Source organism: Paenibacillus macerans (assembly GCF_050565405.1).
Classification (GTDB): Bacteria; Bacillota; Bacilli; order Paenibacillales; family Paenibacillaceae; genus Fontibacillus; species Fontibacillus macerans_B.
This window is the reverse complement of sequence record NZ_JBNYYG010000021.1, coordinates 40,097-53,541: the sequence shown is the minus strand read 5'-3', so window position 1 is coordinate 53,541 and position 13,445 is coordinate 40,097. Positions and strand designations below refer to the sequence as shown.

Below are 13,445 nucleotides of genomic sequence, written 5' to 3'. Positions count from 1 at the left end.
TCTCGATTTCCGCCATAGATCGGCCAACTTCCGCGTTCTCGGCGAAGAATGGGATTATGGCAAGAAAAAGGCGGAAACGGAGGACAATAGATTTGAGAAGCGAACAAGAAATGATGAACCTCATTTTGGATTTCGCAAGGAACGATGAGAGAATCCGATTGGTTACTTTGGAAGGATCGCGTACGAACAAAAGGATTCCCCCCGATGCATTCCAGGATTACGACATTTCCTATTTCGTGACGGATTTGGATTCCTTCAAAGAAAACGATCGATGGCTCGATGGTTTCGGCCGTCGCCTCATGATGCAAAAACCCGAGGACATGGAGCTTTTTCCTCCGGAATTGGGCAACTGGTTTTCATACTTGATTCTTTTCGAGGATGGAAATAAATTGGACCTTACCCTGATTCCATTAAACGAGCTGGAGGATTATTTTGCGGCGAGCGACGGTTTGGTCGAGGTCTTGTCCGATAAGGATGCGTTGATCAAAAACGAAGTGATCGCGAACGATCGGCAGTACTGGATCAGAAAGCCGACCGCAAGAGAATTTGATGATTGTTGCAATGAGTTTTGGATGGTTTCCACTTACGTCGTAAAAGGATTAGCGAGAAAAGAAATCCTTTTTGCCATAGACCATTTAAGCGAGATAGCACGTCCTAATTTATTGCGAATGATGGCTTGGCAAATCGGTTCGACAAGGATATGCCTTTAGCGTCGGGAAAAACTACAAATTCATCCCTCGTTACCTGCCGATTGAAGATTGGGAGGCTTTGCTATCCACTTATTCCAAGAATGGGTATCCGGAAATATGGCGGTCTTTATTAACATGTTACGTATTGTTCAGGAAATACTCAAAAGCCGTGGCAAAAGCTCTCGGATATAAATATCCGGATGACGATGCGGCTATCACGAAGTATACGGAACGTATGTAAACGCGACCACGCAAATAACCCGCCTATAGAGGCGGGTCTTGTTTTTGGAACCATAATACAACCAGAGCTTATTTAAAACGAATCGATGCCCATCACATGATCCAGCGGCACCGGACCGATGCTGCGGCTGTCGTTGCTGTTGTTCCGGTTGTCCCCCATCACGAACACGTGATTTTCGGGAACCTCCCATACCTGGGCCGTCCCGTCAATCATTTGCTCCTTAATGTAAGACTCTTGCAGCTGCTCTCCGTTGCGGAACACGTGGCCATCCTTCACTTCGATCATATCGCCGGGCAAACCGATCACTCTTTTGACGTAGAAAATATCTTTCTCTTCCTCCCCGGAAAGCCAGGTGATGATCGGGTGTTCCTTCACATCGTCCCAGAAGGTGCGGCTCCGGTCCACGCGGCTGTCGATAATGACGATATCGCCATAGGCCGGCAGCTTCTCGAGCACATGCGTAAACTTCCAGGCGTAAATCCGCTGATTGTCGTTTAAGGTCGGTTCCATGGAATGTCCGTCTACCTTATAGGGCTGAATAATAAAAATGCCGATAATCATGCTAAGCACGAAGCCAAGGGCAATCGAGACGCCCCAGCCGCTGATTTCTTTCCACCATCTTTTCCGTTTCAAGCGAAAAACCTCCACCCACTCGATGTTTGACTCTATTATAACGGGAAGCGATACGGGAAGACAAACTTGGCAGTTAATCCCAGAATTCACCCCGTATCGCGAACCGCCCCTCGCCTCTTGCGATCGATGAATTATTTCACCCTATATGATATAGTCTAGTTATAGGTTCTACTTATAAGAAATAAAGGGGTTAACACGCATGGAACTTCGCCAACTTCAGTACACTTTGCAAATCGCCGAGGAGAAAAATTTCTCCCGCGCCGCCGACAAGCTGCATATCGCCCAGCCTTCGCTCAGCCAGCAGCTCTCCAAGCTCGAGCAGGAGCTCGGGGTAAAGCTGTTCCAGCGCAATACGAGCACCGTTGAGCTGACTTACGCCGGGGCCAGCTTTATCGAGCATGCGCAAAAAATCATGGACGCCGTCGCCCAGCTCCGCCAGGAAATGGACGATATCTCCCAATTGCGCGCCGGGCGCGTCGTGGTCGGCAGCATGCCGATTACCGGCTCCCACCTGCTGCCTTACGTCCTTCCCGCTTTTAAGGAAAACTACCCGGACATCCAGGTCACCCTGCTGGAGGATACCTCGCTGAACCTGGAGAAGCTGACGGCCGGCGGCGGCACCGATCTCAGCCTGCTCTCCTTGCCGCTGCAGGAGCCGACGCTCTCCTACGTGCCGATCGGCGAGGAGATCATCGATTTGGCGGTCCCGCAGGGCCATCGGCTGACGAAACTCCCGGGAGTCATGGAGCATGGCGTCAAGCTGGCGCTGCTTCAGGAAGAGCCGTTTATCGTCCTCAAAAAGGGCCAGGGGTTCCGCAAGCTGACGGTCGACCTGTGCCGCAGCGCCGGCTTCGAGCCGAACGTGGTGTTCGAGAGCAACAACATCGAAACCGTACAGTCGCTGGTCGCGGCCGGCATGGGCATCACGCTCGTTCCGCGGTTTATCGCCCGGGCCAAACGCAGCGAGCTGATCCCGGCCTATTTGCCGCTGGCCGAACCCGTCCCGAGCCGGACGCTTGTAATCGCCTACCGCAAAGGCCGTTATTTGTCTAAGGCCGCGGAAGCGTTCATCGACACGTTCAAGGCGACGATGGAGCGGCGCGAGTCGCTTTATAACTCATAAAGGCCGGGGCGGCGGTCGGCAAAGACGGGAATGCGGCGGCGGACCTGGTCGACCAGCGTCAGATCGATGGTAACGCCGACGATTTCCTCTCCTTCCCCGCCCTCCGCGATAACGTCGCCCCACGGGTCGATGATCAGGGAATGGCCGAAAAAGTCGTCTTTGCCGCTGCTCCCCGTTCGATTGCAGGCGATGACGTACATCTGGTTTTCGATGGCCCGGGCCATCAGCAGCGTACGCCAATGATGCAGGCGGGGATGCGGCCATTCCGCCGGCACGAACAGCAGCTTCGCGCCTTGAAGGGCCAGGGTGCGGGCCAGTTCCGGGAAGCGGATGTCGTAACAGATGGATGCTCCCGCCTGAATGCCGTCCAGCTCAAAGGTGACGCACCGCTCGCCCGGGCTCAGGAACTTCTCTTCCTCCATCAACCGAAACAGATGGATTTTCGCGTAGCTGCCCGCCTCCTGACCCGAACGGTCGAACACCCGCATCGTGTTGAACACCTGACCGCTCCGTTTCTCTGCGATCGATCCGGCTACCACGTTGATCCCGTGCCGCGCCGCAAATGCCGACAGCCACGCGCGACTCTCCCGCCCTTCGGGATCGGCAAGCCGCGCGATTTCCGTCAAGGCGTACCCGGTATTCCACATTTCGGGCAGCACGATCACGTCAGGCTTGGCCGGAGCCTCAGCCGCCCGCTCCATGGCGCTTTCCAGCCTCTCGCGATTTCGCGCCGGCTCGCCCAGGGCAATATCGCTTTGAATCAAAGCGATCCGCCAGTTTGTTCGTTGCTCCGTCAAATCGGCCATAGCGTAATGCCCCTCCCTTCGCGTGTCATGACTTTCGTAACTTGAGTCCATCTTAACGGGGGCGCTCCCAAGTACGCAAGGCACAACGCGATAACTCGCTTGATTTGCGAAAAAACGCGCCCGAATTACGCCTTTCCTTTGCAAAGCCGCGAAACGCATGGTATTCTAACATTAATTCATATCGTTTGCAGATATTCGTTAAACGCTAGGACGGGACCAGTACGAAAGAATGCGGCGCCCAGAGAGTAAATTCCATCGGCTGCGAGAATTTACATGCTTGCCCTTTCCGAACCCTATCCCCGAGCGGCCGGCCCCAAGCCGGACAGCGCCCCTGTTACCGGGCATTCGAGTCGGATGAGAACCTCATCAATAAAGGTGGTACCGCGGAAGTCACACTTTCGTCCTTTGCATGCAAAGGCGGGAGTTTTTTTGTTTTTCTGGGAGGCCCCGGGAAGCCGGCTCCTCTGTCCGTCAGTTCGAAAAAGACCGTTCTTTCCACCATTAGCGGCTCCCGTGTCGTTAGGCAACAAACTGCCGGCAACAAACGCCGGCAACCAGCTCCATCCTGCAATTTCAACCAAGATTTAGGAGTGATCCCCATGCTGCGTCGTATCGTCGTTAAAATCGGAAGCAGTTCGCTGACATCGTCGGAAGGAGGTTTAAACCGGGACGCCATCGCCTATTTCGCGACCGAGCTGGCCGGGTTGATCCGCAGCGGTTACCAGCCGCTGCTCGTCACCTCCGGCGCGGTAGCCGCCGGCTTCCGCGAGATCGGCTACCCCGAGCGGCCGAAGCTGCTGCATGAGAAGCAGGCTGCGGCCGCCGTCGGCCAAGCGCTCCTGATGCAAAGCTACCGCGAAGCGCTCGCCGGGCACGAGGTGTCGGCGGCCCAGGTGCTGCTCACCCGATCCGATTTTCAGAACCGTAAACGGACCGGCAACGCCAGCATGGCGATCGAGGAGCTGCTGAAAAGAAACGTGCTGCCGATCATCAACGAAAACGATACCGTGTCGCTGGACGAGTTGAAATTCGGCGACAACGACACGTTGTCCGCCCTCGTCGCCAATCTGATCCGGGCTGATCACCTGCTCATCCTGACGGACATGGACGGGCTATACACCAAGGATCCTCGCCTGGATCCCGCCGCCACGCGCATCGGCCGCGTGGCGGAAATTACCGGCGAGATCTACGCCATCGCCGGCGGCGCCGGCTCCGCCGTGGGCACGGGCGGCATGCGTTCGAAGATCGATGCCGCCAAAATCGCTTCGATCGGCGGGGTTCCCGTCTTCGTCGGCAAAGTGGCGGAGCCGGGCGATCTGCGGGCCGCCTTGCAGGGCGACGGAAAAGGCACCTATTTCGAAGCGCACGGGGCGGCGCTGCCGCGCAAAAAACAGTGGCTCGGCTTTTTTTCCACCCCGATCGGGACGCTGACGGTCGATGCCGGCGCGGAGGACGCGCTGATCCACGGCGGACGCAGCCTGCTGCCGGTCGGCGTCAAAGCCGCCAACGGGCACTTCCACACCGGCGACGTTGTTGAGGTGGCCAATGCCGGGGGCGAGGTGCTCGGCCGCGGGATCGTCAATTACGACGCGGACCAGCTGCTTGATATCCTGGGACTCCCCAGCGCCGAAGTCATCAAAAAAATGGAAGTCGTCCACCGCCTCGAGGTTATCCACCGGGATGAGTGGATTTCGCTAAAATCATAATTTGGGAACATGGATGAAGGAGGGTTTGACCCATGAGTGAAGTGAGACAAAAAGCCGAACAGGCCGGCAGCGCCGTATCTGCATTAAACCGTTTGACGACCGCGCAGAAAAACGAAGCGCTCCTGGCGGCGGCGGAGGCGCTCGTCGAAGGCAGCGCCGCCATCATTGCGGCCAACGAAGAGGACTTGCAGCGGGGACGGGACATCGGCACCTCTTCCGCCATGCTGGATCGGCTCGCTTTAACCCGGGAGCGCATCGAAGGCATCGCCGAAGGCTTACGGCAAATCGCCGCGCTGCCCGATCCCGTCGGAGACGTGCTGGAAACGATCGACCGCCCGAACGGGCTGCATATCGTCAAGCGCCGCGTGCCGCTCGGCGTGATCGGGATCATATACGAAGCCCGGCCGAACGTGACCGTCGACGCGATGGGGTTATGCCTGAAAACCGGCAACGCCGTCGTGCTGCGCGGCGGGTCCTCCGCCCTCTCCTCGAACCGCAAAATCGTGGAGATCATTCACGGAGCTTTGGCCGGCACCGCCATCCCGGAAGCTGCCGTACAGCTGATCGAGGACCCGAGCCGTTCTTCCGTCGACGAAATGCTCAAGCTGAACGGGCTGCTCGACGTCGTGATTCCGCGCGGCGGCAGTTCGCTGATTCAAAACGTCGTGCAAAACGCCACCGTCCCGGTGATCGAAACCGGTGCCGGCATTTGCCACACCTATCTGGACGCTACGGCCGACGCCGAAATGTCGGCGGCCATCGCATTAAACGCCAAGGTGCAGCGCCCCTCCGTTTGCAACTCGATGGAGACGCTGCTCGTCCACGAGGACTTCGCCTCCCGCCATCTCAACGACCTGGCGAACCGCTTCAAGGAAGCCGGCGTCGAGCTCAGAGGCTGCGAAGCGACCAGACGCCTTGTGCCCTGGGCCGTTCAGGCCACGGATGACGACTACGCGACCGAGTACAACGATTACATTCTTAACGTCAAAATCGTCGGCCGTCTGGACGATGCGCTGGCGCATATCGCCAGGTTCGGCACCAATCATTCGGAATGCATCGTGACGGAAGACGGCGGCAACGCCGAACGGTTTCAGCAGGAGGTGGATGCGGCCGCGGTATATCATAACGCGTCCACCCGCTTTACGGACGGTTTCGAATTCGGCTTTGGCGCCGAGATCGGCATCAGCACGCAAAAACTGCATGCCCGCGGCCCAATGGGGCTTACGGCGCTGACGTCCAGCAAATACATCATCCAGGGGAACGGGCAAATCCGGCAATAACGCCCGGATGCCCTTCCTCTTTTCGCAATCCACCCACCCACATCTCAGGAGGTCATAACTATGAACACGAATCTTTCTTTGGCGGCTTCCTCCATCTGCTTCTACGGAGCCGGCTCGATGGCCGAAGCGATCGTTCGCGGCCTGCTCGGCAAGCATGTTGCCGACGCGGACCGGATCGCCATGCTGAACCGCTCCAGCAAGGAGCGGCTCGCGTATTTATCGGACACCTACGGCGTGGCGACCGCGATCGAAGACGAGGCCAAACACCGCCATTTGCAGGAAGCTTCGATCATCGTCCTCGCCATGAAGCCGAAAGACGCCGGCGAAGCGTTAACCGGGCTCGGCCCACTGCTGCGCGAGAACCAGCTGATCGTCTCCCTGATCGCCGGCCTGTCCATCTCGACGATCCAGGCGCTGCTTCGCGCCAAGGCGCCGATCGCCCGCACGATGCCGAATACGTCCTGCTCGATCGGACAAGGCGCGACCGGCATCTCCTTCTCCGCCGAAACGACGGAGACGCAGCAGTCCCAGGTATTGTCGATGTTCGAAGCGGTAGGCATGGTCAGCGTCATTCCCGAAGAACAGATGGAAATTCTGACCGGAGTATCCGGCAGCGGCCCGGCATATGTATATTACTTGATGGAAGCCATGATCGAAGCCGGCATCCAAGGCGGCTTGTCGGCGGCGCAATCGCGCGAGCTGACGGTACAGACGGTGCTTGGCGCCGCCCTGATGATGGCCGAAACCGGCGAAGAACCGGCCAAGCTGCGGGCGGACATCACTTCGCCGAACGGCTCCACGCAGGCCGCGATCGCGGTGCTGGAAAGCGGCCGCTTCCAGCCGAGCGTGCGGGCCGCCGTGCACCGGGCCGCCGAGCGTTCCATGGAAATGGGCGAAGCCGTAAAAGCGGCCTTATTGTAGGATAGTCGAAGACGATTTTCAAACGCGGGAAGGGAGATGGCAACCGTGACGTTCAGCGCGATTCCATGGGAGGAGAAACAAGCCGCTCTTGGCGAGCTGCGCGGCTTTCATGAGCAATTTGCCGAACGCAGCCGATTTCCGGATATCGGCGGCAGTTTGTCGGTTCGAGTGGGCGATTTTGCGCCGAGCGACTTTTATTTTGCCGTCGCATCCGGCGGCAAGAACATATCGGCGCCTGCTCCCGAGGGCTTCCTGTTCGTGGACGCCGCCGGCGAACCGTGCGAAGCGACCCGGCTCGAGCCCGTCGCCGATACGCCCATCCATGCCAAAATCTACCGGATGACCGGAAGCGGCGCGATCATTCACGCCCATACGGTGATGAACAATGTGCTCAGCGAATATTACGGCGATGAAGGTTACGTGCCGGCGCAAGGGATTGAATCGATCAAGGAGCTGGGCATCGGGGAAGAAAATGCGGCCATTCGCGTGCCCATCCTGCCCAACCATGCCGAGATTTCCGCCATCGCCAAGAGGATTCCCCGCGCGCTCGACACCCGGATTCCCGGCATATTGCTGCGTGGTCACGGCATTTATGCCTGGGGCCAAAACGCCAACGAGGCCCGATGCCGTCTTGAGGCGTTCGAATTTATTTTCGAGGTGCTGCACCGTTCGATCCAGCTTCCGCCCAAACGCTGACGCACGCCAAACAAACCCGCGGCATGCATTCGTTCCTTCGTGCCGCGAGTTTATTTTTTTGCGCGTGGCTTGCGCTTACCTTTCGAGGAATTCGCCGTATGCCTTCGAATCCATCAGCTTGGAGAACGCGATGTTCGGATCTTCCTTCAGCCGGATATGCACCATCCATCCCCCGTCATAGGGCTCTTCGTTGACGAGCTCCGGCGACGCATCCAGCTCTCCGTTGACCGCGAGCACGGTTCCGCTGACCGGCGTAAACAGATCGGCCACCGTTTTGACCGATTCGATCGTGCCGATGCCGTCCTGGGCTTCAATCTCCTGTCCCGGGTCCGGCAGCTCCACGAATACGATATCGCCGAGGCGGTGTTGGGCCACGTCGGAGATGCCGATTTTCACCGTACCGTCCCCCATGTCAAGTACCCATTCATGATCGTCGCTGTACCACACATTTTCCCTGATCTCACTGGCCAAGCTATTTCCTCCTCTTTCAAACTGGATTATGAAGTCCAACGTTGGCGCGTTAGAAAAAAGACAACAACCGCGGTTCATCATGAATCATTTTGCATTTCTCGTTCAGATTATTCCAAACCTAGCTCTCATGTCAATATTATTAACACAATTAATAGAGTTGATAAGATGTAAGCGTTGCCTTCTCTGAAAATGAAAAATATTAAAAATTTTTATGATAACTTTATTGACATAGAGGCGTATTTTGAGTATTAATGAGATGTGTAAACTGCGGTTGATGGCAGAGGGAGAGATTACAATTCCGAAGTACTGTAACGCCGAAGGAGCAAGCCGCGGTCGCGGTGAATCTCTCAGGCAAAAGGACTTCTGCCGGACGCATCTCTGGAGAGAATTTGCCTATAGGGGTTGATTGTTCAAACACCTGTAACGCGAATCACCCAAGGGGAAACCTGTTTTCGATGGCGTCGAGGGATTACGATCACTCGCGTTCCGGCGCAGGGTAACTCTCAGGTACAAGGGACAGAGCCGATGAAAATCCGTGAGTCAGCGTATCGTATCAGGTCGCGCCGAACGGAATTTCTTGGCCTGTCCTTTTATTTTTATAGGGAAAAGCAGTGAACTATGGCCGATCAGGCCAAACGAGGTGATCATGATGTCCGAACCCCAATTGCACCAAACGCCGCTTTATTCCTGTTACGCACGTTACGAAGGCGTCCGCTGCATCGATTTCGGCGGCTGGGAGCTGCCGGTGCAGTTCAGCGGCATTCAGAAGGAGCACGAGGCGGTACGCGATCGGGCCGGTTTGTTCGACGTGTCACATATGGGCGAGTTTTACGCCGTAGGCCCCGAAGCGGAAAGCTTCTTGCAGCGGATGACGACGAACGACATTACCTTGCTTGAACCGGGAAAAGCCCAATACACCTTGCTTTGTTACCCGGACGGCGGCGTCGTTGACGATTTGCTGGTCTATAAACTGGACGAAGGCGAATACATGCTTGTCGTTAATGCCTCCAACATCGAGAAGGATTGGGATTGGCTGCAGCAGCATCTTCCCGCCGAAGGCGTAACGATGCGCAATGCCTCCAACGAAACGGCCCTCCTCGCCTTGCAAGGTCCGCTTTCCGCCTCCATCCTCTCCCCGCTTTGCGCGGAGGAGAAAGATCCCGGCGCGTTGCGCCCGTTCACATTTTACCCGAGGACGCGGGTCGGCGGCATCCAGGCGCTGCTCTCGCGCACGGGCTACACCGGCGAGGACGGATTTGAGCTGTACGTTGCGGCGGAGCACGCTCAAGCGCTGTGGAACGCGCTGATGGATGCCGGGGAAGCCCAAGGGCTGATTCCCGCCGGGCTTGGGGCGCGGGACACGCTGCGCTTCGAAGCCTGCCTGCCGCTGTACGGGCAGGAGCTGTCGCCGACGATTTCCCCGCTCGAAGCCGGCGTGCTCCGGTTCGTCAAATTGGAGAAAGACGACTTCATCGGGCGCGACGCGTTAATCAAGCAGCGCGAGGAAGGCATCCCGCGCAAGCTGGTAGGCCTGGAAATGCTCGATCGCGGCATTCCGCGCACGCATTACCCGGTGTTTGCCGATGGCTCCGGCTTGCCGATCGGAGAAGTGACCACGGGCACGCAATCGCCGACGTTGAAGAAAAATCTCGGCATGGCGCTCATCGAAAGCGCGCATGCCGCCGCCGGCACCCTGCTTGAAGTCGATATCCGCGGCAAGCAGCTCAAGGCCAAGGTCGTCCCGCTGCCGTTTTATCGCCGAAACCCATCCGCCAAGCGGTGAAAGGAGCATTCAGAAACCTATGTTGAAACACCGTTACCTGCCGTTAACCGAACAAGACCGAACGGAAATGCTCGCGACCATCGGCGTTGATTCCGTCGACGCGCTGTTTAAGGATATTCCGGAGGATATTCGCTTCAAGGGCGAGTTGCCGGTATCTTCCCGGCTGGACGAATACGCGCTAACCCGGCATATGTCGGCGCTGGCCGCGCGCAATGCCGATACCGACCGTTATGCCAGCTTCCTGGGCGCAGGACTTTATGACCATCATATCCCGTCCGTGATTCAGCACGTCGTCTCCCGTTCCGAATTTTACACGGCTTATACGCCGTATCAACCGGAAATCAGCCAAGGCGAGCTGCAGGCGATTTTCGAGTTCCAATCCTACATCTGCGAGCTGACCGGCCTCAAGGTCGCCAATGCCAGCATGTACGACGGCGCTACGGCCCTTGCGGAGGCCGGCTCTTTGGCCGCTGCCGCTACCCGGCGCAAGCAGCTTGTCGTCTCGCGGGCCGTGCATCCCGAAGCCCGTGAGGTGCTGGCGACTTATGCGCATGGGCTCAATCTTGAACTGGTCGAGGTTGGCTGGGATAGCGGCGTCACCGATCGCGAGGCGCTGGTCTCGGCCATTTCGGGAGACACCGCCGCCGTGTTGATCCAAAGCCCGAACTTCTTCGGTTCCATCGAAGATATCCGCGCCATCGGCGAGCTGATCCATGCGCACGGCGGCCTGCTGATCGTCAGCAGCAACCCGCTGTCGCTGGGCCTGCTCGAAGCCCCGGGCAAGCTGGGGGCCGACATCGTCGTCGGCGACGCGCAGCCGCTTGGGCTGGCGCCTTCCTTCGGCGGCCCGACCTGCGGATTTTTCGCCGTGTCGGAAGCCTATATGCGCCGGATGCCTGGCCGGATCGTGGGACAAACAACCGACCGGAGCGGCAAACGCGGGTTCGTGCTGACGCTGCAAGCGCGCGAGCAGCATATCCGCCGCGAGAAGGCGACCTCCAACATTTGCTCCAATCAGGCGCTGCTTGCTCTCGCCGCTTCCGTTTATTTGTCGGTGATGGGGAAACAAGGCATGGCCGTGGCCGCGGAGCTCAATTTGCAAAAAAGCCATTATGCCAAAACGCGCCTCTCTTCCATCCCGGGAGTGAGCCTGGCCTTCCCTGCTCCGGTCTTTAATGAATTCGTGCTTCGCCTGCCGGAAGGCACCGAACCGGAACGTCTGCAGCGAAAACTGCTGGAGGCCGGATTTATCGGCGGCTACGATCTCGGCCGCAGTTATCCCGAACTGGCCGGCCATGTGCTGATCGCCGTGACGGAAAAACGCAGCAAAGCGGAAATCGACCAATTCGCCAGCGTAATGGAGGAATCGATATGCTCGAAATAAAAGATACGAAACCGGATGAATTGCTGATTTTTGAGCGCAGCCGCCCCGGCCGGATCGGCTACTCCCTGCCGGAATGCGACGTTCCCGCCGTCCCTGCGGGGGAATTGGTGCCTCAGGAAATGCTGCGCGCCGACGGTTTGGCTTTTCCCGAGGTGTACGAGGTGGATGTCATCCGTCACTACACCGCTTTATCCCGCCGCAACTTCGGCGTGGATAACGGGTTTTATCCGCTGGGCTCCTGCACGATGAAATACAATCCGAAGATTAACGAGGATGTCGCAAGGTATCCCGGCTTGGCCAAAATCCACCCCTACCAACCGGAGGAAAGCTTGCAGGGAGCGCTCGAACTGATGTACCGCCTCCAGCAGGATCTGGCCGGAATCACCGGCATGGACGAGGTGACGCTGCAACCGGCGGCGGGAGCCCACGGGGAATGGACGGGTTTGATGATGATCCGCGCCTACCACGAAAGCCGCGGCGATAAGCGAACGAAAGTGATCGTGCCCGACTCCTCACACGGCACGAACCCGGCCAGCGCTTCGGTCGCCGGCTTCGAGACGGTGACCCTCCCTTCGACCGCACGAGGCATGGTCGATTTGGACGCCCTCCGGGCAGCCGTGGGCGATGACACGGCGGCGTTGATGCTGACCAACCCGAACACGCTGGGCCTGTTCGAGGAGCAAATCGGGCAGATCGCCGACATCGTGCATGCGGCCGGCGGCCTGCTGTATTACGACGGCGCCAACTCGAACGCCATTATGGGCATCACGCGCCCCGGCGACATGGGCTTCGACGTCGTGCACCTCAACCTGCACAAAACGATGAGCACGCCGCACGGCGGCGGCGGCCCCGGCGCCGGTCCGGTCGGCGTGAAGAAGCTGCTCGCCCCTTTCTTGCCGCAGCCGACGGTCGTCAAGAACGAATCCGGCAAATATGCGATTCGCGGCAGCCGCGCCGAAGGATCGACCGATAGGGCCGGAGACGGAGACGGCGGAACATCCCGCTCGATCGGCCGGGTCAAAGCTTATTACGGCAACTTCGGCATCCTCGTTCGCGCCTATGCCTACATCCGCACCCTGGGTCCGGAAGGTCTTCGCCAGGTATCGGAAAACGCCGTGCTCAACGCCAATTACATGATGAAGCGCTTGGCCCCTTACTTCGAAATGCCATACCCGGACGTGTGCAAGCACGAGTTCGTCATGTCCGGCAGCGGGCTGGCCAAATACGGCATCCGCACGCTCGACGTCGCCAAGCGGCTGCTCGACTTCGGTTATCACCCGCCGACCATCTATTTCCCTTTGAACGTCGAGGAATGCATCATGATCGAGCCGACGGAAACCGAAAGCAAGGAAACGCTCGACGGCTTCATCGACGTCATGATCGCCATCGCTAAAGAGGCAGAGACGAACCCGGAAATCCTGCTGAACGCACCGTACACGACGCCGGTGACGCGCCTGGACGAAACCGGCGCCGCCCGGAAGCCGGTGTTGAACTGCGCTTGCGGGTAATCGCGGAACGGTTCCAAGGAAGTCGATGTTCTACAATGCAACAAGGGATGCCGCTTTAAGCAGCATCCCTTCATTTATCTGCGCCCCTTCGGACAATGTTGCATTGCGTACAACAATTTGAACGATTTTTTATGGTTCGATGGAGAATATTGTATTTCATGCACCACTTTCGCCTAAACATGCCTCTATCCCGCGAAAAAGTTG

11 protein-coding genes, 1 pseudogene and 1 riboswitch are annotated in these 13,445 nt (G+C 58.0%); of the genes and pseudogenes, 9 read left to right on the top strand and 3 right to left on the bottom strand.

Annotated features, from left to right (window positions below):
• The first annotated feature begins 92 nt into the window (after positions 1-92).
• Positions 93-930 (top strand): annotated as a pseudogene (ant(6), locus tag ACQ4N8_RS14410) (aminoglycoside 6-adenylyltransferase).
• Between the two features lie 72 nt (positions 931-1,002).
• Here ant(6) and lepB read toward each other — a convergent pair.
• Entirely contained in the window at positions 1,003-1,563 is a 561-nt protein-coding gene (gene lepB, locus ACQ4N8_RS14405) for a signal peptidase I (RefSeq protein WP_430705072.1), read from the bottom strand.
• A 199-nt stretch (positions 1,564-1,762) separates the two neighbouring features.
• Here lepB and ACQ4N8_RS14400 point away from each other — a divergent pair, with 199 nt between their 5' ends.
• Positions 1,763-2,686 (top strand): LysR family transcriptional regulator, encoded by a 924-nt coding sequence (locus ACQ4N8_RS14400; protein WP_430705071.1) that lies wholly within the window; start codon positions 1,763-1,765, stop codon positions 2,684-2,686.
• On the opposite strand, the gene ACQ4N8_RS14395 is transcribed toward ACQ4N8_RS14400, so the two are convergent.
• Positions 2,674-3,492 carry a carbon-nitrogen family hydrolase gene (locus ACQ4N8_RS14395; RefSeq protein WP_430705070.1) on the bottom strand — a complete coding sequence of 273 codons (819 nt, stop codon included), beginning with the start codon at positions 3,490-3,492 and terminating at the stop codon, positions 2,674-2,676. The genes ACQ4N8_RS14400 and ACQ4N8_RS14395 overlap by 13 nt on opposite strands.
• 599 nt (positions 3,493-4,091) lie before the next feature.
• Here ACQ4N8_RS14395 and proB point away from each other — a divergent pair.
• The 4 genes from proB to mtnB are packed head-to-tail and all read left to right on the top strand — an operon-like array spanning position 4,092 to position 8,095.
• On the top strand, positions 4,092-5,198 hold the full coding sequence (gene proB / locus ACQ4N8_RS14390; RefSeq protein ID WP_430705069.1) for a glutamate 5-kinase: 1,107 nt from the start codon (positions 4,092-4,094) through the stop codon (positions 5,196-5,198).
• A 32-nt stretch (positions 5,199-5,230) separates the two neighbouring features.
• Entirely contained in the window at positions 5,231-6,478 is a 1,248-nt protein-coding gene (locus ACQ4N8_RS14385; protein ID WP_430705068.1) for a glutamate-5-semialdehyde dehydrogenase, read from the top strand.
• Positions 6,479-6,538: 60 nt separating this feature from the next.
• A complete protein-coding gene (gene proC / locus ACQ4N8_RS14380) occupies positions 6,539-7,399 on the top strand; it encodes a pyrroline-5-carboxylate reductase (protein ID WP_430705067.1) in 861 nt (286 codons plus the stop codon).
• Between the two features lie 45 nt (positions 7,400-7,444).
• Positions 7,445-8,095 carry a methylthioribulose 1-phosphate dehydratase gene (mtnB, locus tag ACQ4N8_RS14375; protein WP_430705098.1) on the top strand — a complete coding sequence of 217 codons (651 nt, stop codon included), beginning with the start codon at positions 7,445-7,447 and terminating at the stop codon, positions 8,093-8,095.
• A 75-nt stretch (positions 8,096-8,170) separates the two neighbouring features.
• Here the strand turns inward: mtnB and gcvH are convergent, their stop codons facing one another.
• Positions 8,171-8,566: a glycine cleavage system protein GcvH gene (gene gcvH / locus ACQ4N8_RS14370; RefSeq protein ID WP_430705066.1), complete on the bottom strand. Its 396-nt coding sequence runs from the start codon at positions 8,564-8,566 to the stop codon at positions 8,171-8,173.
• Positions 8,567-8,837: 271 nt separating this feature from the next.
• Positions 8,838-8,939, top strand: a riboswitch (glycine riboswitch).
• Positions 8,940-9,215: 276 nt separating this feature from the next.
• Here gcvH and gcvT point away from each other — a divergent pair.
• The 3 genes from gcvT to gcvPB are packed head-to-tail and all read left to right on the top strand — an operon-like array spanning position 9,216 to position 13,241.
• Positions 9,216-10,349 carry a glycine cleavage system aminomethyltransferase GcvT gene (gcvT, locus tag ACQ4N8_RS14365; RefSeq protein ID WP_430705065.1) on the top strand — a complete coding sequence of 378 codons (1,134 nt, stop codon included), beginning with the start codon at positions 9,216-9,218 and terminating at the stop codon, positions 10,347-10,349.
• Positions 10,350-10,368: 19 nt separating this feature from the next.
• Positions 10,369-11,733: an aminomethyl-transferring glycine dehydrogenase subunit GcvPA gene (gcvPA, locus tag ACQ4N8_RS14360; protein WP_430705064.1), complete on the top strand. Its 1,365-nt coding sequence runs from the start codon at positions 10,369-10,371 to the stop codon at positions 11,731-11,733.
• Positions 11,721-13,241 (top strand): aminomethyl-transferring glycine dehydrogenase subunit GcvPB, encoded by a 1,521-nt coding sequence (gene gcvPB / locus ACQ4N8_RS14355; protein WP_430705063.1) that lies wholly within the window; start codon positions 11,721-11,723, stop codon positions 13,239-13,241. The genes gcvPA and gcvPB overlap by 13 nt, the downstream gene beginning before the upstream one ends.
• Positions 13,242-13,445: the final 204 nt, after the last annotated feature.